Origin of the sequence: Ruegeria profundi, assembly GCF_049800715.1 — a bacterium.
Classification (GTDB): domain Bacteria; phylum Pseudomonadota; class Alphaproteobacteria; order Rhodobacterales; family Rhodobacteraceae; genus Ruegeria; species Ruegeria profundi_A.
Window position 1 is genome coordinate 61,448 of the sequence record NZ_JBNAFO010000005.1, and the last position, 21,889, is coordinate 83,336.

Annotated in this window: 21 protein-coding genes and 2 pseudogenes; 13 read left to right on the top strand and 10 right to left on the bottom strand. The window is 58.7% G+C overall.

Going from position 1 to position 21,889, the window contains the following annotated elements:
• Nucleotides 1–13: 13 nt before the first annotated feature.
• Nucleotides 14–1,402, bottom strand: coding sequence for an adenosylhomocysteinase (gene ahcY, locus ACP15L_RS09945; RefSeq protein WP_425084202.1), 1,389 nt, complete (start codon nucleotides 1,400–1,402; stop codon nucleotides 14–16).
• 105 nt (nucleotides 1,403–1,507) lie between these two features.
• Complete coding sequence (locus ACP15L_RS09950) at nucleotides 1,508–1,822, bottom strand: hypothetical protein (RefSeq protein WP_170380174.1); 315 nt, start codon at nucleotides 1,820–1,822, stop codon at nucleotides 1,508–1,510.
• Between the two features lie 200 nt (nucleotides 1,823–2,022).
• Here ACP15L_RS09950 and ACP15L_RS09955 point away from each other — a divergent pair, with 200 nt between their 5' ends.
• A complete protein-coding gene (locus ACP15L_RS09955; protein ID WP_425084038.1) occupies nucleotides 2,023–2,616 on the top strand; it encodes an HD domain-containing protein in 594 nt (197 codons plus the stop codon).
• Nucleotides 2,617–2,712: 96 nt separating this feature from the next.
• On the opposite strand, the gene ACP15L_RS09960 is transcribed toward ACP15L_RS09955, so the two are convergent.
• The 3 genes and pseudogenes from ACP15L_RS09960 to ACP15L_RS09970 all read right to left on the bottom strand — a co-directional run.
• On the bottom strand, nucleotides 2,713–3,324 hold the full coding sequence (locus ACP15L_RS09960; protein ID WP_425084039.1) for an FkbM family methyltransferase: 612 nt from the start codon (nucleotides 3,322–3,324) through the stop codon (nucleotides 2,713–2,715).
• Nucleotides 3,325–3,546: 222 nt separating this feature from the next.
• On the bottom strand, nucleotides 3,547–3,939 hold the full coding sequence (locus ACP15L_RS09965) for a hypothetical protein (protein ID WP_425084040.1): 393 nt from the start codon (nucleotides 3,937–3,939) through the stop codon (nucleotides 3,547–3,549).
• A gap of 203 nt (nucleotides 3,940–4,142) precedes the next feature.
• Nucleotides 4,143–4,220: pseudogene (locus tag ACP15L_RS09970) on the bottom strand (two-component system response regulator); the annotation flags it as partial.
• A 257-nt stretch (nucleotides 4,221–4,477) separates the two neighbouring features.
• Here ACP15L_RS09970 and ACP15L_RS09975 point away from each other — a divergent pair.
• Nucleotides 4,478–4,957 carry a CHAP domain-containing protein gene (locus ACP15L_RS09975; protein WP_425084041.1) on the top strand — a complete coding sequence of 160 codons (480 nt, stop codon included), beginning with the start codon at nucleotides 4,478–4,480 and terminating at the stop codon, nucleotides 4,955–4,957.
• Between the two features lie 44 nt (nucleotides 4,958–5,001).
• On the opposite strand, the gene ACP15L_RS09980 is transcribed toward ACP15L_RS09975, so the two are convergent.
• Nucleotides 5,002–5,556 (bottom strand): ActR/PrrA/RegA family redox response regulator transcription factor, encoded by a 555-nt coding sequence (locus ACP15L_RS09980; protein WP_050604676.1) that lies wholly within the window; start codon nucleotides 5,554–5,556, stop codon nucleotides 5,002–5,004.
• Nucleotides 5,557–5,637: 81 nt separating this feature from the next.
• Complete coding sequence (locus ACP15L_RS09985) at nucleotides 5,638–6,264, bottom strand: SCO family protein (RefSeq protein WP_425084042.1); 627 nt, start codon at nucleotides 6,262–6,264, stop codon at nucleotides 5,638–5,640.
• Nucleotides 6,265–6,354: 90 nt separating this feature from the next.
• On the opposite strand from ACP15L_RS09985, the gene regB reads away from it, so the two are divergent.
• From regB to ACP15L_RS10035, 10 genes and pseudogenes are all read left to right on the top strand, one after another.
• Nucleotides 6,355–7,752: a sensor histidine kinase RegB gene (gene regB / locus ACP15L_RS09990; protein ID WP_425084043.1), complete on the top strand. Its 1,398-nt coding sequence runs from the start codon at nucleotides 6,355–6,357 to the stop codon at nucleotides 7,750–7,752.
• 66 nt (nucleotides 7,753–7,818) lie between these two features.
• Nucleotides 7,819–9,327 (top strand): PAS-domain containing protein, encoded by a 1,509-nt coding sequence (locus ACP15L_RS09995; RefSeq protein WP_425084044.1) that lies wholly within the window; start codon nucleotides 7,819–7,821, stop codon nucleotides 9,325–9,327.
• Nucleotides 9,328–9,368: 41 nt separating this feature from the next.
• Entirely contained in the window at nucleotides 9,369–9,842 is a 474-nt protein-coding gene (tsaE, locus tag ACP15L_RS10000) for a tRNA (adenosine(37)-N6)-threonylcarbamoyltransferase complex ATPase subunit type 1 TsaE (RefSeq protein WP_170480111.1), read from the top strand.
• Nucleotides 9,839–10,843 (top strand): aminoglycoside phosphotransferase family protein, encoded by a 1,005-nt coding sequence (locus ACP15L_RS10005; RefSeq protein ID WP_425084045.1) that lies wholly within the window; start codon nucleotides 9,839–9,841, stop codon nucleotides 10,841–10,843. The genes tsaE and ACP15L_RS10005 overlap by 4 nt, the downstream gene beginning before the upstream one ends.
• A complete protein-coding gene (locus ACP15L_RS10010; protein ID WP_425084046.1) occupies nucleotides 10,840–11,526 on the top strand; it encodes a nucleotidyltransferase family protein in 687 nt (228 codons plus the stop codon). Before ACP15L_RS10005 ends, ACP15L_RS10010 begins: the two co-directional genes overlap by 4 nt.
• Nucleotides 11,519–14,443 carry a double-strand break repair protein AddB gene (gene addB, locus ACP15L_RS10015; RefSeq protein WP_425084047.1) on the top strand — a complete coding sequence of 975 codons (2,925 nt, stop codon included), beginning with the start codon at nucleotides 11,519–11,521 and terminating at the stop codon, nucleotides 14,441–14,443. Before ACP15L_RS10010 ends, addB begins: the two co-directional genes overlap by 8 nt.
• The gene (gene addA / locus ACP15L_RS10020; protein WP_425084048.1) at nucleotides 14,440–17,799 is read left to right on the top strand and encodes a double-strand break repair helicase AddA; all 3,360 of its coding nucleotides are present in this window, start codon (nucleotides 14,440–14,442) and stop codon (nucleotides 17,797–17,799) included. The genes addB and addA overlap by 4 nt, the downstream gene beginning before the upstream one ends.
• A gap of 39 nt (nucleotides 17,800–17,838) precedes the next feature.
• Nucleotides 17,839–18,180: pseudogene (trxA, locus tag ACP15L_RS10025) on the top strand (thioredoxin); the annotation flags it as partial.
• A gap of 80 nt (nucleotides 18,181–18,260) precedes the next feature.
• On the top strand, nucleotides 18,261–18,611 hold the full coding sequence (locus tag ACP15L_RS10030; protein ID WP_425084049.1) for a Lin0512 family protein: 351 nt from the start codon (nucleotides 18,261–18,263) through the stop codon (nucleotides 18,609–18,611).
• Nucleotides 18,608–18,970, top strand: a complete 363-nt coding sequence (locus tag ACP15L_RS10035; RefSeq protein WP_425084050.1) for a Lin0512 family protein — start codon at nucleotides 18,608–18,610, stop codon at nucleotides 18,968–18,970. Before ACP15L_RS10030 ends, ACP15L_RS10035 begins: the two co-directional genes overlap by 4 nt.
• A gap of 58 nt (nucleotides 18,971–19,028) precedes the next feature.
• Here the strand turns inward: ACP15L_RS10035 and ACP15L_RS10040 are convergent, their stop codons facing one another.
• The gene (locus ACP15L_RS10040) at nucleotides 19,029–19,223 is read right to left on the bottom strand and encodes a DUF1127 domain-containing protein (protein ID WP_170380185.1); all 195 of its coding nucleotides are present in this window, start codon (nucleotides 19,221–19,223) and stop codon (nucleotides 19,029–19,031) included.
• Nucleotides 19,224–19,420: 197 nt separating this feature from the next.
• Here ACP15L_RS10040 and hslV point away from each other — a divergent pair, with 197 nt between their 5' ends.
• Nucleotides 19,421–19,972 (top strand): ATP-dependent protease subunit HslV, encoded by a 552-nt coding sequence (gene hslV, locus ACP15L_RS10045; protein WP_170462831.1) that lies wholly within the window; start codon nucleotides 19,421–19,423, stop codon nucleotides 19,970–19,972.
• 95 nt (nucleotides 19,973–20,067) lie between these two features.
• On the opposite strand, the gene ACP15L_RS10050 is transcribed toward hslV, so the two are convergent.
• Together ACP15L_RS10050 and ACP15L_RS10055 are read right to left on the bottom strand one after the other, a co-directional pair.
• The gene (locus ACP15L_RS10050) at nucleotides 20,068–21,309 is read right to left on the bottom strand and encodes an MFS transporter (protein WP_425084051.1); all 1,242 of its coding nucleotides are present in this window, start codon (nucleotides 21,307–21,309) and stop codon (nucleotides 20,068–20,070) included.
• Nucleotides 21,310–21,414: 105 nt separating this feature from the next.
• Entirely contained in the window at nucleotides 21,415–21,816 is a 402-nt protein-coding gene (locus ACP15L_RS10055) for a DM13 domain-containing protein (protein WP_425084052.1), read from the bottom strand.
• Nucleotides 21,817–21,889: the final 73 nt, after the last annotated feature.

Genomic DNA, 21,889 nt, shown 5'->3' on the forward strand with positions numbered 1-21,889 from the left:
ACCCGATCCGCGATCAGTAGCGGTAGTGCTCGGGCTTGTAAGGGCCTTCCGGCGCAACACCGATATAAGCCGCTTGTTCGTTGTCCATCTTGGTCAGCTTCACGCCGATACGATCCAGATGCAGGCGGGCCACTTTCTCATCCAGATGCTTGGGCAGGATGTAGACCTTGTTTTCGTACTGATCACCCTTGGTGAACAGCTCGATCTGCGCCAGAACCTGGTTGGTGAACGAGGCCGACATCACGAAGGACGGGTGACCGGTGGCGTTGCCGAGGTTCAGCAGACGGCCTTCGGACAGCAGAATGATACGGTTGCCCGAGGGCATCTCGATCATGTCTACCTGTTCCTTGATGTTGGTCCATTTGTGGTTCTTCAGGCTGGCCACCTGAATTTCGTTGTCGAAGTGACCGATATTGCCGACGATGGCCATATCCTTCATCTCGCGCATATGCTCGATGCGGATCACGTCCTTGTTGCCGGTGGTGGTGATGAACACATCCGCCGTTGCAACTTCGTCTTCAAGCAGGGTGACTTCATAGCCGTCCATCGCAGCCTGAAGCGCGCAAATCGGATCTACCTCGGTCACTTTCACACGCGCACCCGCGCCGGACAGCGAAGCAGCCGATCCTTTGCCCACGTCGCCATAGCCGCAGACCACGGCAACCTTACCGGCCAGCATCGTGTCCGTTGCGCGGCGGATGCCGTCAACCAGCGACTCTTTACAGCCATATTTGTTGTCAAACTTCGACTTGGTAACCGAGTCGTTCACGTTGATAGCCGGGAATGGCAGGTGGCCGTCTTTCACCAGTTGATACAGACGGTTCACACCGGTGGTGGTTTCCTCGGACACGCCTTGGATCTGGTCATGCATCTTGGTAAACCAGCCCGGGCTGGCCGCCATACGCTTGGCGATCTGCTTCTTGATCACCTCTTCCTCTTCCGAACCCGGAACGGGGATGATGTCTTCGCCCGCCTCCGCGCGTGCGCCCAGCAGGATGTAGAGCGTCGCGTCGCCGCCATCGTCCAGGATCATGTTCGGGCCTTCGTCGAACAGGAAGGATTTGTCCAGGTAATCCCAATGCTCTTCAAGCGTCTGGCCTTTGATGGCGAAGACAGGGATACCCGCCTCGGCAATCGCAGCGGCTGCGTGGTCCTGAGTCGAGAAGATATTGCACGACGCCCAGCGCACATCCGCGCCCAGGGCAACCAGCGTTTCGATCAGAACGGCGGTCTGGATGGTCATGTGCAACGACCCAACGATCCGCGCACCGCTCAGAGGCTTGCTTTCACCATATTCCGAACGCAGCGCCATCAGGCCCGGCATTTCAGTTTCGGCGATATCCAGTTCCTTGCGGCCGAACCCGGCCAGCGAAATGTCTTTGACGATATAGTCCCCGGCCATAAGGCGCTCCATTTTTGCGGTCAATCACAGTTCCGGCTGCCCCTAGCATCCCTTGGGGCAGGTGGCAATGTGGATGACCGAAAACGGGATTTTACGCCGCAAAAATCAGCTGGGCGTGCCGTCAACCTTGACCTTCGGAATCGCTTCGAAAAAATCGGTGCCAACGGCGACAATACAACTTAAGCCGTTCGCGTGGGTCACCAAAACGGTGTAGCTACCCGTTTCTCGTGAGGTCCAGACCTCCATGACCGACTGCGCGCCGCGTGTTTTCTGCAAACCCCCAAAAACCAGCTCTTCCGAGTAGCTTTTCTGCAGTTTGTCAACAACATGCTCGCGCTCTGCACAATTCTGGGCAAAGGCGGGAGGGGCCGTGGCGGCCATACCAAAGGTCAGGGCGACTGCGAATATGCGTTTGAACATAGCAAACTCCTTTCGTTTCACTTTGTGAGAGGAGCGCACCGGGAGAAGCCAGTGCCCCCTCGGTTTAAATGTCGGGATCAGTTGGTGTGGTTTCAAAGCACGAATGCTCAAGAAAACGTTGGCAGCTGGTGATCCTGACAGGTACATCATAGCAGAAACAATTTGGTTTTATTGTGTCCCACTTCACAAGGCATGGCAGAATGGCAACACAACCCCGCGCATGGCAGAGGATGCTGTCGGGCCGCAGGCTAGACTTGCTGGATCCGACCCCTGTCGATATCGAGATCGAGGATATCGCCCATGGTCTGGCATTCGTGGCGCGCTGGAACGGGCAAACGGCCGGCGATTTCGCCTATTCCGTGGCCGAGCATTCCCTTCTGGTCGAAGAGCTTTTTGGCCGCATCGCACCCAAATCGCCCGTGAAATGGCGGCTGGCGGCTTTGCTGCACGACGCGCCGGAATACGTGATCGGAGACATGATTTCCCCCGTCAAATCCGCAGTAGGCCCGGGCTATGGCGCGCTAGATGACCGTCTGGCGGCAGCGATCCATATTCGCTTTGGACTTCCTGCCGAGGTGCCGAAATCGGTAAAACGGCAGATCAAGAAAGCCGACAAGATCAGCGCCTGGATGGAAGCCACCCAGATCGCAGGTTTTTCCGAGGCTGAGGCGACGAAGTTCTTTGGTCGTCCGGACAAAACCGTGATTGAGGGACTGGAGATCAACCTGCGCCCGCCGGTCGAGGTTAGGCGGGCGTATCTGGCGAGGCATGCAGAATTGATGACGCGACTATAGGGTTTTCTGCCGCATTAGATCGGGCACCACAACGGTGAGAAGACAGGCGAGGACTGTTTCAACGAAGAGACCAGCCCTACGCAAATTTACCACTAATTACAGAATCGGGAAAGAAATCCGCTTGTTTGCGAAGTGCCGCATTGTGTTGTTCGCATAGGCATCAAGGAAGGACTGGTGAACATAAAAGCTGTCCAGACCTGGAACCTCTTTCACTTTCTCATATCCAGCTACCTCGAACTCTTTTCGCAGAGCCTCTGACGGTCGTTCGATCGTAAAACAGGTGAATTGATACTTGTCGAAATCAAATCCACCTAAGACCCGTTCTTCGGCACCTTCAACATCAATTGAAAGATATTCTATCTTCCGTGGCGCCGACTGCTCATCAAGGATTTCGACAAAGCGCCTGGCAGAAATGGTTACGGTTTTTTTACCCGCAGCGACGTTGTCAGTATCACTCGATACGATACCTCCCAGAACGTCATCCATCTCGAACTGAACCTCACCGTTTTCGCGGTCCAAGCAGATGTTCAAAGATTTAGCATTCCGCGTATTGCGGCACATTTCATAACTTTTCGGGTTTGCCTCAATCAACAGTCCGTCCCAAGCAAGACGTTTTTCCAGAAGGTAAGTGTTTGATATCGTTATTCCATCATGCGCACCGATATCAACGAAATAGCCCGATCTTTTGTGATTGAAGACTTCGCCCATAACCCATGCGTCCTGACCGGCCTGGCTGATGGAATCACATTTTCCAAGCGCAAACTTTCGATAGGCTCGATACAAAGCTCGTCTAATCGTCTCTACTCCAACAGAGAATCCCAAATGCTAGCATGATCGGGACGGTGGTTCACTTGCGGTCAGCGTTAGAGTCGACACATCAGATTGTCAATCTGGCTGCTAAACGCGCCAGAACCATGGACGGACTGAGAATTACCCTCCGGCCTCCGTTAGAAGTACGGCAGGCTTGTAACCAGCGCCACGAACACCTACTGTCTTTAGTGTTGCAACGAGTTTTCGATGAAAATGGAGGCTCGGTTTCCGAGAAACGCGCTGATGTATCTCGGGTAGTTGTACCAATCCGCCTAGATCGAAAACATCAGACGGTAAAACGGCTGCAGGAATCTCGATATCCGCCATCGCATTCTTGGGCAATGAAATGTCAAGTAACACTGGTGCCTCAAGAGGAAAAACACTTGCAGGAATTTCCAGGAAGTTAGGAGCTTCGGCGCTTTCAGGAATATCCAAATCTGAAAACGCCAAATCAAGCTCAAGAAGTTTGTCGATAGCTTTCTGCAATGGGTTCGGAAGTTTTTTAGTTTTCATATTGATTAGCCCTACCTTCTTCCAAGTATTGTCAGTTTGATTTTCGGAACGATCAGAAAAGACTACTTCAGAGAATCTGAACATTAATAGAACGCAGTGATCACTCTGTGTAAATTTTGCTCACTATTTTTGAAAAATGATTGTCTCAGCAGATGTGCAAACCACCAACGATACAGATTTGCCGGTGATATCTAGAGAATTTTTTACCTCGGGCTACGCTTCGCCAAAATACGCTGCAACGTCCGGCGGTGCATGTTCAGGCGACGCGCGGACTTGGACAAACGGTCGACGCCCAATGAACAACACTTCAGTAATTTAGTCGTATTCCGGAACGGTTATTGTCTTACTTGTTTAACAAAGAATCGGCGAAATCTTGCCGTGTGCTGGCAAGCCTCTTTTCACAGCCCGTCAGATGCCCCTAAAACTTGCGTGTCTTCAAAATGGGCAGTGAAGATTCTTGAATACGGGCAAACGCAAAACGGACATCACTTGGCCGCGCTTATCCGGCGGCGCGCGAACCGCAGTTGCGGTAGGGCTTTTGAGTCTGGTCTCTGCCTGCGCCCACGGCCCGACCGACGCGCAACTTGATCCGGAACGTCAGTCAATGGCCCTGCAAGAGGTCTCGCAAAAGCAGGCTCGGGGACAAAGGGTGTGGTGCGTGCCTTACGCTCGTAGCCTTAGCGGTATCCAAATTCGCGGCAATGCCAAGGACTGGTGGGGCAAGGCGCGCAGTACGTTTCAGCGAGGCAACGAACCGGCTGTCGGTTCGGTCATGTCGTTTCGGGCAACGCGTGGCATGCCGCTGGGCCATGTGGCTGTCGTGTCCGATGTTGTTAGCGACCGGGTCGTCATCGTGAACCACGCCAATTGGCACCGCAACAAAGTGTCGTTGAAAATGGGCGTGAAAGATGTCTCCAAGAACAATGACTGGACACTGGTTCGGGTCGAGAGCGTTCCGGGGCAATACGGCAGTTTGTACCCGGTAAACGGGTTCATCTATCCTAAGTCTGGCGAGTAGCCTGAAAGACTACTCTCTGATCAGACGAGTGAAAGCTCTGCTTTTTAGCGCGGGCTGCGCTTCGCCAAAATACGCTGCAATGTCCGACGGTGCATGTTCAGGCGCCGCGCGGTTTCCGAGACGTTGCGGTCGCACAGCTCGTAGACCCGCTGGATATGCTCCCAGCGCACACGGTCGGCACTCATGGGGTTTTCCGGCGGCGGGGGCAGTTCGTCGCCCTTGGCCAGCAATGCGTTTGTGATATCTGTGGCATCAGCGGGTTTGGACAGGTAGTCGGTCGCGCCGATCTTGACGGCGGCGACGGCTGTGGCAATGGCCCCGTAGCCGGTCAGCACTACGACCCGGCTGTCGGGGCGCTTTTCACGCAGCACTTCGACGACATCCAAACCGTTGCCATCCTCTAGCCGGAGATCGACAACCGCATAGGCCGGCGGACGCGCGGTGGAAATGGCACGGCCTGCGGCGACAGAACCTGCGGTTTCAACCTCGAAACCGCGTTTTTCCATAGCTTTGGCAAGGCGTCTCAGGAACGGCTCGTCATCATCCACCAAAAGCAGAGATTTATCGGGGCCGATATCAAGCTGGGAACTGTCTGCCATCGTTGAGTCTTTCCGCTATTTCATGCCTTTGGCTTTACCTAGAAGTAATAGCAGCGCGGGGCCAAAGGTCAAACCGGCTTGTCAGGAGCCGGCTTGGCCCAAAAAGCAGCCGACCTTTTCAGCCATTTGCTGCGCTGTGTCTTCACGTTTGAAGAACTCAAGAAACCCATCTTCGGGTGTGACCAGATAGGTGAAGGTGGAATGGTCGACCAGATAGTATTCGTCGCTTTTGTCGTGGGCCTTGTAGTAGGTCTTGTAGGCCTGGCTGGCGGCCTTGACCTGCTCGGGTGAACCGGTCAGGGCGATCAGACGTTCATGCAGGTTGAAGGCGTAGTCTCCGACCACTTCAGGCGTGTCGCGATCGGGGTCGATCGAGATGAACAGAGGCGTCACGGATTGCCCGCGCTCGGCCAGAATGTCCACGGCCTCGGCGTTGCGGGACATGTCAAACGGGCAGACATCGGGACAGAACGTATAGCCGAAATAGACGAGCGTCGGCTCGGTGATCACATCCTTGTCAGTGACCGTCTCGCCCTTACCATTAACCAACTCGAACGGCCCGCCAATTGTCGCAGTTCCGCCCGCGATCTGGCTGGACCGGCATTGCGCGTATTTGTCATCCGACCCGGACCCCAGTGTCAGAAGCCACATGGCGCCGAGGCCGATGGCAAGAACGACAGCTGCGAGAATAGCATACAGGCGGGTCATGATCGTTTTCCGTTTGCAAGGGGTTGTTGATCGTATCAGCCGGGACACCTATCAAGATGATCAGCCGATGCAACAGGACATAAGTGACCAATGGCAGAATCCAACCAAAGTTTATGGGGCGGCCCGGAACGCAGCAGCTGGATCAGGCTGCGCACCCTTATCCTGCTGCGCTGGGTGGCCATCTTTGGCCAGATCACGGCCATCACCGTGGCTCAACACAGCTATCATGTGCAGCTTGAGGTCACCCTGTGTTATCTGGCGATCGGCGTTTCGGTGATCGGCAACCTGACGGCCAGCTTCCTGTTCCCGCAGAACAAACGCCTGACTGAGTTTCAGAACTTCCTGATGGTGCTGTTCGACCTGTTTCAACTTGCGATCCTGCTGTATCTGACCGGCGGATTGAACAATCCCTTTGCCCTGCTGTTGCTGGGTCCGGTCACGATCTCGGCCAATGTCATGAGTACCCGCTCAACGCTCATCGTGGGGGCCGTGGCAATTGCGCTGGCCACCCTTCTGGCTGAGTTTCACCTGCCCCTGCGGACCGAGATTGGCCTGGTCCTGCAAATCCCCGACATTCTTCTGTTCGGCAACTGGGCCGCGATCATCATCGCAATTGTCTTTATCGGGGCCTACTCGCACCGGGTCAGCTCCGAGGCGCGCTCAATGTCCGAAGCGCTGGCGGCCACGCATATGGCGCTGGCGCGCGAACAGAAGCTGACCGATCTGGGAGGAGTTGTCGCCGCTGCCGCGCATGAGCTGGGGACCCCTCTGGCGACGATCAAACTGGCCAGTTCCGAATTGATCGAGGAGCTCGACGACCGCCCCGAACTGAAAGAAGACGCCGCCCTGATCCGCGAGCAGGCGGACAGATGCCGGGACATCCTGCGCGATATGGGACGTGCCGGCAAGGACGATCTGCATCTGCGCCAAGCGCCCTTGTCCACTGTAGTGCATGAGGCCGCCGAGCCGCATATCGACCGGGGTAAAACCGTGCATTTCGCCGAAGGCCCGGTTCTGGATGGGGACGTGCAACAACCCTCAATCCTGCGCAAACCCGAGATCATTCACGGGCTGCGCAACCTGATCCAGAACGCGGTGGATTTCTCGCGCGCGAATGTCTGGGTCGAGGCGGAGTGGACCTCGGACAAAATCACCGTCTGTATCATGGATGACGGGCGCGGTTACCCCTCGCATCTGATCGGGCGGATTGGTGATCCCTTGATGCGGCGTAGACGGGCCGAGACCGACCAGCGCGCGCGCCCTGAGTACGAAGGTATGGGGCTTGGCCTGTTCATCGCCAAAACCCTATTGGAGCGCAGCGGGGCGGATCTGGAATTTGCCAACGGCTCGGACCCGTATCAGCACCTCTCGGACAAACCCGACCGCCGGGGAGCAATCGTCAAGGTCGAATGGCCGCGCAAACGCATCGACGCGCAACAGGGCGATACCCCGGTACCCTCCGGGCGCAACCAGCCTATCCAGGTCTGAGTTAAGACACCGTTAACCATTCTCGCCTTAGGTTGCGTTGGGGTTCCGCAGTCGTAAGGGGAGAAGATGGCAGACTGGATCATTCTGGCCGCGATCAGCCTGGTCTCGTGCTGCTTTGCGATCCTGTGGCTGCTGCCGCGTCGCGCCCGGCGGGACAACAGCTATGGCATGTTTACCGCAAGTTCCCTGTTCGACGCCGTTTTTCTGTTCGATGGCGACCGCCTGATCAGCCACTCTGACATAGCGCTGGCCGGTTTCGAACATGTCGCGGACTGGAACGATTTGCGACGTTTGTTGCAGCGCGACTTTCCGACCTTCCCGGAAACGCCCGATCTCGTGCGCGATCAGGGCAATCTGGTTGTCTCAGCCATCGACTGCACGGTTGAGCGTGAGGTTCTGTGCGAATGGATTGACGGGATCGTTCGAATTCAACTGCACGAACCGGCAAGAGAAAAGAAAACCAAGCTGCGCGACCCGAATGATCCGATCCGGCTGGCGATGGATCAGGCGCCGTACCCGGTCTGGCTGCTGGATCAGAACGCAAGCGTGCGCTGGTGCAACGCGGCTTATGTCGCCCTTGTCCGCAAGGCGCGCGGGCTGGATGCCGACCTGACCCTGCCCCTGTTCCCGGACACCGGGGCCGAGCCGCGGCGCGGCGGGAAATCCCGCGTCTCGATAGACGTGGCAGGAAGTGAAAGCAAATTGTGGTTTGATTTGACCCAGGTGGACCATGCGGAAGGCCGCCTGTTCTATGCGGTCGATATCAATGCGATTGTGCAGGCAGAAACCGCCCAGCGCAAATTCGTGCAGACGATGACCAAGACCTTCGCGCAGCTGTCGATCGGCTTGGCTATTTTCGACCGCAACCGTCAACTGGCCCTGTTCAACCCGGCATTGATTGACCTGACCACTCTGCCGCCGGATTTCCTCAGCTGCCGTCCCAATATTTCCAGCTTTTTTGACCGGCTAAGGGATCAGCACATGATGCCCGAGCCCAAAAACTATCGGTCATGGCGCAATCAGATGAACGATTTACTCGAAGCGGCTGAAGACGGGAACTATCAGGAGACATGGTCCCTGCCCTCGGGCTCGGTCTATTCGGTCAGCGGCCGCCCGCATCCCGATGGCGCCGTAGCATTTCTGTTCGAAGACATCACCGCCGAGATCACCCTGACTCGGCGCTTCCGGTCCGAGATGGACCTGATGCAATCCATCCTCGACAAGCTGGCCGACGCAATCGCGGTCTTCTCCGAGGACGGCACATTGGCCCTGACCAACTACGCCTATCAGAGGCTCTGGGGAACCCAGGACGAGGCCGGATTTCACAGTGAGACAGTGACCGAAGTCACGCGCATCTGGCAGGATCATTGCGTCGCCACTCCGGTCCTGGGTGAGATCCGCGATTTCGTGGATATGCGCGATGACCGCACCGAATGGAGCGCCGAGATCCAGATGCGCAACGGCACCGCGCTAGACTGTACCGTTATGCCCATGCAGAACGGTGCCACAATCGTGCGCTTTGCGACGGCAAGCAATTCTCTGACCGCCGAACCCATGGCGCAGATCAGCGCCTAAACCGGGTTGCAGCCGCTGGGGCGCAGGTCCATTGTGGCGCCATGACTTCGGCACCTGTCACCCTCACACTACAAAGCCCTCAGGACACGGCAGATTTTGCGGCGCGTCTTGGTGCGACCCTGAGACCTGCGGATGTGTTGCTGCTGCAAGGTGAGATCGGCAGCGGCAAGACCCACTTTGCCCGTAGCCTCATCCAATCGCTGATGAACCCGCCCGAGGATGTGCCCTCGCCCACCTTCACACTGGTGCAGGCTTATGACACGCAGATCGGCGAGATTTGGCATTGTGACCTCTACCGGCTGACCTCGGTGGATGAGGTGGACGAGCTGGGCCTGACCGAAGCCTTTGACACTGCGCTCTGTCTTGTGGAATGGCCCGACAAACTTGGGCCGCTGACCCCCGACACTGCATTGACGCTTGCCTTCCAAACCGACCCGGTTGAAACCGAGACACGTCACCTGACCCTGTCCTGGTCTGATCCGAAATGGCTTGGGAAACTGGAGAATACTCTATGACAGATCGTACTGTGCTGGCCGAGGCCCTGATTGCACAGACGCCATGGGCCAATGCCACGCGCGCGCCCTTGGCCGGGGATGCCTCGAACCGCAGGTATGAGCGTCTGACAGATCCGGCGACCGGTCGCACGGCGGTTCTGATGGATGCGCCGCCGGATCGGGGAGAGGATGTCGAACCCTTCGTCCGGATCGCGAACCATCTGCGCGCGGTGGGCCTCAGCGCACCCGAGATTTACGCCGAAGACAATCGGAACGGGTTTCTGGTTCTGGAGGATCTGGGCGATGATCTATTTTCACGCGTTCTGATCAAGGACCCGAGCCAGGAACGCCTCTTATATGAGGCGGCAACGGATGTTCTTTTGCATCTGCATGAGGCCCCGATCCTAACCCTGCCCTCATACGATCCCACATTGATGACCGAGCTGGCCGCTCTGGCCTTCACCAAATACGCGCAGGCCATTCTGGGCGACCACGATGAAGACGCGCAGGAGAGGTTCGAGCTGCGCTTTGCCGATATCCTGCTGCAGGAGACCTCGGGCACCAAAGTCGTCGTTCAGCGGGACTACCACGCCGAAAACCTGATCTGGCTGCCAGAACGCGAGGGCGTGCAGCGCGTCGGTCTTCTGGACTTCCAACTGGCGATGCTGGGGCACCCAGCCTATGATCTGGTCTCGCTCTTGCAGGATGTGCGCCGGACCGTGCCGACCGGAATCGAAATGCAGATGGTCAATCGCTATATCGCGGCCTCTGGTATGGATGACCATGACTTCCGGACCGCCTACAGCGTTCTAGGCACGCAGCGGAACCTACGTATTCTGGGTGTTTTTGCCCGGCTGGCCACGGATTATGGCAAGCCACATTACGTCGATCTGATACCCGCCACATGGGCGCATCTGATGCGCGATCTGGAGCATCCTGCGCTGATCCCGGTTGCCGGTATCCTGCGCGACGCCCTGCCTGAACCAACCGCCGAAAACCTCGCAAGGCTGAAAGCATCATGAGCCAATCCCCCGATGCCGTGATGCTGTTTGCCGCCGGATTCGGCACCCGGATGGGCGCGTTGACCAAGGACCGGCCAAAACCTTTGATCGAGGTCACCGGACGCCCGCTGATCGACCACGCGCTTGCGCTAGTGGATGCCGTTCAACCAGCCCGTGTGGTTGCAAACCTGCACTATCACGCCGATCAGTTGCAGGCGCATCTAGCGCCTAAAGGCATTCTGCTCTCACATGAAACGCCCGAGATTCTGGAAACCGGCGGCGGTTTGCGGGCGGCTTTGCCTCTACTGGGCGCAGGCCCGGTTTTCACCATGAACACCGATGCAATCTGGGCCGGACCCAACCCGCTGAGCCTGCTGCAAGAGGCATGGGACCCGGACCGGATGGATGCGCTTTTGATGTGCGTCCCGATTGGTCAAACCATCGGGCATGCGGGCGAAGGGGATTTTACCGCCGATACCGAGGGTCGGATCACGCGCGGGCCAGGTCTGGTGTATGGCGGCGTGCAGATTCTGAAAACCGATGGGCTGCAGAATATCCCGGAACAGGCGTTTTCGCTAAACCTATTGTGGAACCAGATGCACGACCGGCAACGCCTGTTCGCACTGGAATATCCCGGCCGTTGGTGTGATGTCGGACGCCCCGAAGGGATCGCTCTGGCTGAGGGGATGCTGGCGGATGTTTGACCCCAGCACTCATCCACGGGTGTTCGCCGTTCCGCCGGGCACGGATTTTCCCAAAGTGCTTGTTGACGGGCTACGACAGCGTGCCTCTGGCCCTCCGCACGCGCTCGCCCGCGCGCAATTAGTGGTCAACACGCGCCGCATGGCCCGACGAGTGCGTGACCTGTTCGATCAGGGGCCGCCCTGCCTGTTGCCCAGGCTTTCTCTGGTCACCGATCTGGGCGAAAGCGTTGATCTGGCACAGATTCCGCCCGCAATTCCCCCGCTGAGACGGCGGCTGGAACTGACCCAGCTAATCTCAAAACTGCTGGACCAACAGCCTGATCTGGCCGCACGGGCCTCCCTGTTCGACCTTTCCGACAGCCTGGCCGCCTTGATTGATGAGATGCAGGGTGAGGGCGTGTCGCCAGAGGCGATCCGCCAATTGGATGTCAGCGATATGTCCGGCCATTGGGCTCGCGCGCAGGCGTTTATTGGCATCGCGGATCATTTTGTTGATGCAAGCGATCAGGCGATGGATGCACAGGCGCGGCAACGTCGGGTGGTCGAAAGCCTGATCGGCCGCTGGCAGGAGGCTCCGCCGCAACATCCCGTCATTTTGGCCGGCTCGACCGGATCGCGCGGCACGACGCTGATGCTGATGCAAGCTGTCGCGCGCCTGCCGCAAGGGGCCTTGATCCTGCCGGGCTATGATTTCGACCAGCCGCGCGCCGTTTGGGACCGCCTGGACGAGGCGCTGACCTCGGAGGACCACCCGCAGTATCGGTTCCGCAAATTGGTGCGAGAGCTGGGGTTGGAGCATGATCAGATCCTGCCCTGGACGGATGAACAACCGCCCTCACCCGCACGTAACCGATTGGTTTCGCTGGCTTTGCGCCCTGCCCCCATCACCGACGCGTGGATGTCCGAAGGCCCAAAGCTGACCGAGTTGGATCAGGCCACGCGCGACCTGACACTGGTCGAGGCAGACTCACCCCGGTCCGAGGCCCTTGCCATCGCCCTTCGCCTGAGACAGGCGGCTGAGACGGGCCAGACCGCCGCTTTGATTACACCCGATCGGATGCTGACCCGGCAGGTCAGCGCGGCATTGGATCGCTGGAACATCCTACCCGATGATAGTGCTGGTCTTCCGCTGCAATTGTCTCCGCCCGGCCGGTTTCTGCGCCATGTGGCGGGCCTTTTTGCGCGCCGTCTGGAGGGTGAGGCGCTGCTGACGCTGCTGAAACATCCGCTGTGCCATGACGGGGGTGAACGCGGTGCCCATCTGCTGCATACCCGCGATCTCGAACTGGACCTGCGCCGCCATGGCCCTCCATTCCCGGACCAAGCCAGCCTGACCGCATCCGCGAACCGCACCGAAGCGCCCGAAGGATGGTTAAGCTGGGTCAGCGCGCATTTCTGCGATCAGCAAATCACCGGGGAACTGCCCCTCACCGAATGGGTCGACCGATTGCTGTCTCTGGCCGAGTCGATCTCGGCCGGAAATGCGGGCGACCAAGGCACACTGTGGGACAAGAACGCGGGCCAAAAGGCCCTGTCAGTGTTGACCAATCTGCGCGATGAGGCCCATCACGGCGGCCCCATGACCGCCCATGACTTCGCCGATCTTCTGGGCGCGCTTCTGGCCGGAGAAGAAGTCCGCGACCGCGACGCCCCGCACCCGCATATCATGATCTGGGGCACGCTCGAGGCCCGCGTTCAGGGTGCAGATCTGCTGATCCTCGGTGGTTTGAACGAGGGCAGCTGGCCCGAAGCGCCAGCGCCGGACCCTTGGCTGAACCGCCAGATGCGCGACAAGGCGGGCTTGTTGCTGCCCGAACGGCGGATCGGGCTTTCGGCGCACGATTTCCAACAGGCCATCGGCGCGCCCGAGGTCTGGCTGACCCGCGCCACCCGCTCGGACGATGCGGAAACTGTACCCTCGCGCTGGCTGAACCGTCTGACGAACCTATTGCAAGGCCTGCCCGACCAAGGCGGCCAGACGGCGCTAGCAGATATGCGCGCGCGGGGTCGGACCTATCTCAACTGGGCCAAAACACTGGAGCAAGCGCCTCGGATAAAGGCAGCGCATCGCCCCTCGCCCAAACCTCCGGTCGCCGCCCGACCGCGGCGCCTTTCGGTCACTGAGATCAAGCGCCTGATCCGAGACCCTTATGCGATTTACGCGAAGCATGTGCTGCGTCTGAAACCACTCGATCCGCTGGTGCAGGCCCCCGATGCGTTACTGCGCGGGATCGTGATTCATGAAATCCTTGAGCATTTCGTTAAGGACAGCGTGCTGGATACCGCCTTACTAACCCGCGAAAACTTCCTGAAACGCTCCCATGACATGCTTGAGGCTCATGTCGCCTGGCCGACTGCCCGCAAACTGTGGCTGGCGCGGCTGGAACGGATCGCCGACGACTTTCTGAGTGCCGAAATCAATCGCCGGGGCGACGGTGGCCCGGTTGCGTTTGAGGCCGCGATGAAACTGGTGTTGGAGCCTCTGGACTTCACCATCGCCGGACGCGCCGACCGGATCGATTGCAACAGCCGAGATGCGTTGCGGATTGTGGACTACAAAACCGGTGCGCCGCCGACCGAAAGCCAGCAGGCGAAGTTCGACAAACAGTTGCTGATCGAAGCCGCCATGGCCGAGCAGGGCGCCATCGAAGGGATCGACCCCACCGACGTGGCCGAGGCGATTTTCATCGGTATGGGCGGCAGTTACAAAGAGGTCGCGGCTCCGCTTGCAAAAGAACCCACCGACAAGGTGTTGGCTGAGCTGAAAGAGCTGATTTCTGCCTATTTAGAGCCTGATCAGGGCTTTTCCTCTCGCCGCATGTTACACAAAGACACCGATATCGGCGACTACGATCATCTGGCCCGATTCGGCGAATGGGACCGCACATCCGAAACCCTCCCCGAGGATCTGACATGAGCGCCCGCAACGACGCCACCGAGCGGCAGGTGCAGGCCGCGCGCCCCGATGCCTCGACCTGGTTGGCGGCGAATGCCGGGTCGGGCAAGACCCGCGTGCTGACTGACCGCGTGGCGCGGCTTCTGCTGAGCGGGGTGCAACCGCAGCACATTCTCTGCCTGACCTACACCAAGGCCGCCGCCAGCGAGATGCAGAACCGGCTGTTCAAGCGGCTTGGGGAATGGGCGATGCTGGGGGACGCGCCGTTGCTGGCGCAACTGACGGATCTGGGCGTCGAAGGAGCTATCGACCCCGGCCGTCTCGCGCAGGCCCGTACCCTTTTTGCCCGCGCGATAGAAACGCCGGGTGGGTTGAAAATCCAAACCATCCACTCTTTCTGTGCTTCACTGCTGCGCCGCTTCCCGCTTGAGGCCGGTGTCAGCCCTCAGTTTTCAGAAATGGAGGACCGCGCCGCCGCTTTGCTGCGCGAAGAGATCATCGAGGATTTCGCCGAGGGCCCTCAGGCCGGTTTGATCGAAGACATCGCGCGGTTCGTCACCGATACCGGGTTCGACAAGCTGACTGCGGCGGTGACCCAGAAACGAAACCTGTTCGCCCAGCCTTTGCAGCGCTCGGATCTGCTGCAGCGATTTGGACTGCCCGAGGGTTTTGACGACGACACCCTATCAGCGCAGGTGTTTCTGGGCGGTGAGGTTGATCTGATCCAATCCATGTTGCCTGCCCTGATTGAGAGCGGCGGCAACAATGCCAAGGCCGCCGCGAAACTCGCAGCATTCACCGAGGCAAAACTGACCCATCTGCTTACGCTGGAAGGCGTATTGCTGACGGGAAAGGGCGCGAAGGAGCCGTTCACCGCCAAGATCAACAATTTCCCGACCAAAGCCCTGCGCGAAGGCGCTCTGGCGGACCGCATGCCACAGCTGGAATCGCTGATGTTGCGGGTTGAGGCCGCGCGCGAACAACGGCTGGCGCTGGTCGCTGCGCAAAAAACCACCGTTTTGCATCGCTTCGCTGCAGCCTTCCTGCCGGAATATGAACGCCGTAAGCAGCTGCGTGGGTGGCTGGACTTTGACGATCTAATCCTCCGCGCGCGGCAGGTTCTGAACGACCCGGCGGTGGCCGAATGGGTTTTGTACCGGTTGGACGGCGGCATCGACCACATTCTGGTGGACGAGGCACAAGACACCAGTCCGGATCAATGGGACGTGGTCGAGAAGCTGGCACAGGAATTCACCAGCGGGGAAGGGGCCAGATCCGAGGTTGAACGCACAATCTTTGTGGTCGGCGACAAGAAACAGTCGATCTATTCCTTCCAGGGCGCCGACCCGCAGGCCTTTGACCGAATGCAGGCCGAGTTTGGGCGAAAGCTGGAAGAGTCAGGCTCTAAACTGTGGGATTCGACGATTGAATACTCATTCCGGTCCTCCAGCGCGATCCTGTCATTGGTTGATCTGCTCTTCGAAAATCAGGCCGAGGCGGGGTTTCACAAGGAAAGCCAACACCGTGCGTTCAAGGGAGACCTGCCGGGACGCGTAGACCTCTGGCCCGTGGTGGAAAAGGTCGAGGATGACGAGGATGGCGATTGGACTGATCCGGTGGATCGGCCCGGGTCGCGCCACCACACCGTCATTCTGGCCGAGCAGGTGGCGCAGTCTATCAAGCACATGATCGACACCGGGGCCACGATCCCGGAAGATGGCGAAACGCCCGGTACATTCGTGCGCCGCAAGGTTCAGCCGGGGGATTTCCTGATCCTGGTCCAGCGCCGCTCGGACCTGTTTGCCGAGATCATCCGCGCCTGCAAAGCCCTGCATCTGCCCATCGCCGGGGCCGACCGTTTGAAAGTCGGCGCGGAACTAGCGGTGAAGGACCTGGCGGCGCTGCTGAGCTTTCTGGCCACGCCCGAAGACAGCCTGTCGCTTGCGACGGTCCTGAAATCCCCTCTGTTCGGCTGGTCCGAGCAGGCTCTGTTCGATCTGGCCCATCGCCGGCAAGAGAAATTCCTGTGGGCCGCGCTGCGCAATCGCTCGGACGAGTTTCCCGAAACGCTTATGATCCTCAACGATCTGCGCGGACAGATCGACTTTCTTCGGCCCTATGACCTGATCGAGCGCATCCTGACCCGCCATGACGGACGGCGAAAGCTGCTGGGTCGGCTGGGGGCCGAGGCCGAGGATGGGATCAACGCGCTGCTCTCGCAGGCATTGGCCTATGAGCGGACCGATATTCCCAGCCTGACCGGGTTTCTGGTCTGGATGCAGACCGACGACCTGGAGATCAAACGCCAGATGAGCGGCGTGGGTAACATGATCCGCGTGATGACCGTGCATGGCTCAAAAGGGTTGGAAGCGCCCATCGTGATCCTGCCGGATACCGGCAAACGGCAGGCCCCACGCGATGCCGAGATCATGGTCGCGGGTGGAACGCCCCTGTGGAAGGTTCCCGCCGATGTCTCGCCCAAGCTGATCTCCAGCGCCCGCGAGGAGGCCCGAAACCGTGAGGAGAATGAACGCCTTCGACTGCTATATGTGGCTCTAACACGTGCCGAAAAGTGGCTGATTGTGGCCGCTGCTGGGGATGTCGGAAAGGACGGAACCAGCTGGTATCAGATGGTCGAGGCCGCAATGGAGCGCGCGGGCGCGACACAGATAGAGGGGTCGCTGACACGGCGACTGGCCCATGGCGATTGGGAGGGATTGCCGCTGGTCGAACGCAGCGAACACGCCGAGCCAAGTCAGGACCTGCCCGCGTACTTCCAGCATCCCGCCGAGGATCCACCCTCGGAACCAGAAACCCTCAGCCCCTCAGATCTTGGCGGAGCAAAAGCGCTGCCGGGTGATGCGGGGCAGGATGAAGAGGCCGCAAAGCTGCGCGGTACCCGATTGCACCTGCTGCTGGAACATCTTCCCAGCGCACCTCGGGATGACTGGCCCATGCTGTGCGCGCGGGTTCTACCCGATATGCAGGATCAGGCTAGGGCCGAGTTGTTGTCTGAGGTCACCAAGGTCCTGACAGCGGATCACCTGAAACCAGTCTTCGCGGCGGATGCGCTGGCCGAGGTCCCGGTGTCAGCGGAACTGAACGGGCGGCGCATGCATGGTATAATCGACCGGCTGATCATAACGGATACCGAAGTGCATGTGATTGATTTCAAAACAAATGCCAAGGTACCCGAGCAGCCAGAAGCCTGCCCCGAAGGCCTGTTGCGACAGATGGGGGCCTATGCGCAGGCTTTAAGTCAGATTTACCCGGACAAGACCATCCGTACCGCCATCCTGTGGACGCGGACGGCCGCGTTGATGTGGCTGCCACACGATCTTGTGACGCAAGCACTGACCCGCGCCCAGATATCTTGACCTTACCCGACGCGGCACCTACGTTCCTTTCCCGAGTTTACCCCATTCAGGAGACAGAATATGTCGACCGTAGCCGTTACCGACGATACCTTTGATGCCGAAGTCAAGAACTCGACCGTTCCCGTGGTTGTGGACTTCTGGGCGGAATGGTGTGGTCCTTGCAAACAGATCGGCCCCGCACTGGAAGAACTGGCCGCTGAGTATGGCGACAAGGTGAAAATCGCCAAGGTGGACGTGGACAGCAACCCGAACGCAGCCGCTGCGATGGGCGTGCGCGGCATCCCCGCGCTGTTCATCTTCAAGGACGGTCAGGTTGTCTCGAACCGCGCGGGCGCAGCACCCAAAGCGGCGCTGCAAAGCTGGATCGACGAATCCATCTGATCAGGATTGGAATGCGAATATTCAAAGGCGCCCCGAACCGGGCGCCTTTTTTATGACCCTTTTTTGACCCTGAGGTTTTGATGGCAAAAACACGAGTACTTGTGGAATTTGGTATGGGCACGTCCCTGCGGCGTGAGGACTATACCGAGGCCGCCGTGCGCGCGATCAAGGATGCGCTGTGGCACAACTCGGTCAATATGGCTGAGCTGTTCGATTTTCCCAAAGAGGCAATGATCATTGATGCCGAGATCGGCGTGCAGCAACCCGATAAAGTGGACCGCGAGGCGTTGAAGGCCGTGTTCCCATACGGTCAGCCGAACATCACGGTCACCCGCGGTGGGCTAGACATCGAGAAACCGCATGCCGAAGGCCACACGGTGATCGCAAACGCCGCCATCGTCGTCTCATTCGATATGGAGCCCGCGGCATGAGTGAGAAACGTATCATTCTTGAGATGGGCACCGGCAACGACCTCTACGGTCAGGACTATACCAAGGCCGCACAGCGGGCGGTGCAGGACGCGCTGCATCATTCCTCGATTACTCTGTTTTCGCGCTTGGGCGTGGACCACAAAGAGATGCGCGTCGTGGTGACGATTGGCGTGCATCAGCCCGAGGCCGTGGATTGCGATCTGGTTGCGCAGGATCTGCCGCGGGGCAGGGCCGAGGTGCGGGCTGTGTTTGGTGGGCTGGACGTCGAGGATAGCGATGCAGGCACCCGTCACGTTATCGCAACCGCAGCGGTTGAGGCCTATCTGCCTGATATGTCGGGGAAATACAGGCTAGTATGAAAAAGAAAAAGCCGCTCGGACGAGCGGCTCATCCTTACTACGGCTGATCTGAAACGGATCAGATGGTGATGATGTCTTTGCGGGTCAGACCGATATCTTCCAGCTGAGCGTCGCTCAGTTGCGACAACGCCTTGCGTGTCTTACGAGTTTCGTTCCACTCAACCGCTTTTTCGAAAGCCACAGTGAACGCGTCCACTACGTGCAGGATGGTAGCTGCTCCGAGCGGCGCAGTGTTTTGTGCAGTATTTGCCATTTGCGCAGTCCTTCAAACTGAAACAGCCGACCCAATGTCGGTTGTAAGCCTCATGTAGTGCAGGGGTCTGAGTCTCACAATTGCCAGTCTGGTAGACCCGATCTGCGTTTCTTGCATATCTTTTGGGCAGTTTGTGAACAGTTGCGTTGGCGCTGGCTCCGGCCCATATAGGGTCCCAGTGATGAACGGAGGCCCTGATGGCAGACAGCGATTTTCCCGGTTGGCATGGCACAACGATCATTGGCGTCAAGAAAGACGGCCAGGTGGTGATTGCCGGGGACGGACAGGTCAGCCTGGGTCAGACCGTGATCAAGGGCACCGCCCGCAAGGTCCGCCGCCTGTCACCCGGTGGATTCGAGGTTGTGGCAGGCTTTGCCGGATCGACGGCGGATGCGTTCACTCTGCTCGAGCGGCTGGAGGCCAAGCTTGAGGCCACCCCGGGCCAACTGGCCCGTGCCTCGGTCGAGCTGGCCAAGGATTGGCGCACCGACAAATACCTGCAAAAGCTCGAAGCGATGCTGATCGTCACCGATGGCAAGGACCTGCTGGTGATCACCGGGGCAGGGGACGTGTTGGAGCCGGAACACAACGTGGCCGCCATCGGATCGGGCGGAAACTTTGCCCTCGCCGCTGCGCGCGCGATGATGGACAGCGACAAGCCCGCTGAAACGGTTGCACGTGAAGCCATGGCGATTGCTGCCGACATCTGCGTCTATACCAACGGCAATCTGACGGTCGAGACGATCTAGGGCGTTCTGCGTTTCACCAAAACACTGTATCGAAATGCGCGCTCGACCGAAGGGAAAAGCAGCGTATTTCGACTCAAATCAAACGCAAAGCTGCCTCAAGCTAACAGCGCCTTGATCTCTTTGCCTTTCCAGCGACGGTGCATTCCGATCAGGCCGAAGATCGCCGCGATGATCACGATGTAGTAGGGCACGCGGATGTCGACGCTCATCAGCCCGCCGCCGATCAGGGACATAACCCCTCCGGCAAGGCAGAAGACTGCCGTGGTCACGCCCATGACCCAACCTTGATCCGCCTCACTGACGCTCGATGAAAACAGGCCCAGAAGGGTCGGGTATGAAACACCGAAAAAGAAGTAAAAGAAGAAGACCGGAATGTAACTCAGCGCGCCGCTGGGGCTGAAAGCGAAGGCAAGCCCGCAGATCACCATCGTGATCAGTGAGACATAGATGATCTTGTGCTTGCTGAACCTCTCTTGCGCGGGTTTCACAAGGAAGGTGCTGGAAAAGGCCAGCGCAAAGCCGATGACGACCATGGCCATGCTGCCTCCGATTACGCCATAGCCGAACCGGCTGGTCAGGAAATTGTCGACGAACACATAAAAGGTGACGTTGGCGATCATGAAGAACGAATAGACCGGCAGAATTTTCAGAACCATCGGATGGCCGCGCACGGCGATCAGGCTGTCGGTGATATCGCGCGGACGAAAAACAAAGGGCGCGCGTTCGCTACGGGTGTCCTTGAAGAAAGCCAACACGAGGAAAATGGCGATCAGCACCAGAACAAAGGCGCCATAGAAGGGTGTCCTGAGCGTGGCAAAACTACCCAACAGGGCGGAATCCGACAGTACGGCGCCGATGATCGGCCCTCCGACAAGGCCAAAGCTGACGCCGGTCACGATATACCCCATATTGCGGTCACGATCGGCAGCATCGGTGCTACCGTCAATCATCGCCGCTTGCGCGATAGGCTGGTTGCCAGCCGTAAAACCAGTGATCGACCGACCCAGGATCAGCAGCAACAGACTGTCGAGGTAGAGCGAGGCGATGGTAATGGCGTAGCCTGCCAGTGCTCCGCCGAGACAAACCAGAAGCGCGTTCTTGCGCCCGATGGAATCCGAGACTTTCGAGACATAAACGACCCCCAGAAACCACGACAGGAAGAAACACCCGATCACCAGCCCATAGTAGAAATGGCGACGGCCGTCGGGTGTGCCTTCGGGCAGGAACCCGGATTTCGTCTCCATGATCAGAGAGTTGATGATCGGAAAGACGAGCCCCTGTCCGATCAGGTCCACAAACACCACAAACAGAAGGGTGATCTTGGCAATCTTGGTCATAAAAAACGCCCCCGGTTCCAATAGCTTGGGGCGAGTGTAACAGACAGTTGTGCCGTTACCTAACAGTGTGCCAGAGGCCGGAGAACCCGACCTCTGACGGCGTGATTACTTCAGCGATGCTACACCCAGAGGCACTCCAGCAACCTCGCACCAGATGTATACTTCGTTGTATCCCGACACATCCATGGTCGGTGGGACGGCATAGGATTGCTTACCTGCAAGGTGCAACAGCGCGCCGAGTTTGCTGTCCGGGGCGTAAGTGCCGTCTTTCCCAAATGCGACGCGCGGGTCGGGGCCGTTGTCCAGCGAAAAGTCTTTGCCCAGTTCAACAATGTAGCGATCGCCATCCTTGACCAGTTTCACCGAACCGGTGGTGATGTGGTTCGAACGGCCCTCGAACGTGCCTTTCTTTTTGGCTCCACCGGCCACAGCAGCAGTGGTGCCGGCCAGGGTCAGGGCAGCGCCGGTGGCAGCAGCTTTCACAAAAAGAGAACGACGAGTCATCATGATGCGGTATCTCCATAAGATAGATGCGGGCCTGTGTGCCCGTCGCCATTTTTTATGCCGCACGCGACCCTCG

Bases quoted from the DNA above. Each gene is read 5' to 3' on its own strand.
- ahcY (WP_425084202.1), bottom strand. From the start codon at position 1,402: ATGGCCGGGGACTATATCGTCAAAGACATTTCGCTGGCCGGGTTCGGC.
- ACP15L_RS09950 (WP_170380174.1), bottom strand. From the start codon at position 1,822: ATGTTCAAACGCATATTCGCAGTCGCCCTGACCTTTGGTATGGCCGCC.
- ACP15L_RS09955 (WP_425084038.1), top strand. From the start codon at position 2,023: ATGGCAACACAACCCCGCGCATGGCAGAGGATGCTGTCGGGCCGCAGG.
- ACP15L_RS09960 (WP_425084039.1), bottom strand. From the start codon at position 3,324: ATGGGCGAAGTCTTCAATCACAAAAGATCGGGCTATTTCGTTGATATC.
- ACP15L_RS09965 (WP_425084040.1), bottom strand. From the start codon at position 3,939: ATGAAAACTAAAAAACTTCCGAACCCATTGCAGAAAGCTATCGACAAA.
- ACP15L_RS09980 (WP_050604676.1), bottom strand. From the start codon at position 5,556: ATGGCAGACAGTTCCCAGCTTGATATCGGCCCCGATAAATCTCTGCTT.
- ACP15L_RS09985 (WP_425084042.1), bottom strand. From the start codon at position 6,264: ATGACCCGCCTGTATGCTATTCTCGCAGCTGTCGTTCTTGCCATCGGC.
- regB (WP_425084043.1), top strand. From the start codon at position 6,355: ATGGCAGAATCCAACCAAAGTTTATGGGGCGGCCCGGAACGCAGCAGC.
- ACP15L_RS09995 (WP_425084044.1), top strand. From the start codon at position 7,819: ATGGCAGACTGGATCATTCTGGCCGCGATCAGCCTGGTCTCGTGCTGC.
- tsaE (WP_170480111.1), top strand. From the start codon at position 9,369: ATGACTTCGGCACCTGTCACCCTCACACTACAAAGCCCTCAGGACACG.
- ACP15L_RS10005 (WP_425084045.1), top strand. From the start codon at position 9,839: ATGACAGATCGTACTGTGCTGGCCGAGGCCCTGATTGCACAGACGCCA.
- ACP15L_RS10010 (WP_425084046.1), top strand. From the start codon at position 10,840: ATGAGCCAATCCCCCGATGCCGTGATGCTGTTTGCCGCCGGATTCGGC.
- addB (WP_425084047.1), top strand. From the start codon at position 11,519: ATGTTTGACCCCAGCACTCATCCACGGGTGTTCGCCGTTCCGCCGGGC.
- addA (WP_425084048.1), top strand. From the start codon at position 14,440: ATGAGCGCCCGCAACGACGCCACCGAGCGGCAGGTGCAGGCCGCGCGC.
- ACP15L_RS10030 (WP_425084049.1), top strand. From the start codon at position 18,261: ATGGCAAAAACACGAGTACTTGTGGAATTTGGTATGGGCACGTCCCTG.
- ACP15L_RS10035 (WP_425084050.1), top strand. From the start codon at position 18,608: ATGAGTGAGAAACGTATCATTCTTGAGATGGGCACCGGCAACGACCTC.
- ACP15L_RS10040 (WP_170380185.1), bottom strand. From the start codon at position 19,223: ATGGCAAATACTGCACAAAACACTGCGCCGCTCGGAGCAGCTACCATC.
- hslV (WP_170462831.1), top strand. From the start codon at position 19,421: ATGGCAGACAGCGATTTTCCCGGTTGGCATGGCACAACGATCATTGGC.
- ACP15L_RS10050 (WP_425084051.1), bottom strand. From the start codon at position 21,309: ATGACCAAGATTGCCAAGATCACCCTTCTGTTTGTGGTGTTTGTGGAC.
- ACP15L_RS10055 (WP_425084052.1), bottom strand. From the start codon at position 21,816: ATGATGACTCGTCGTTCTCTTTTTGTGAAAGCTGCTGCCACCGGCGCT.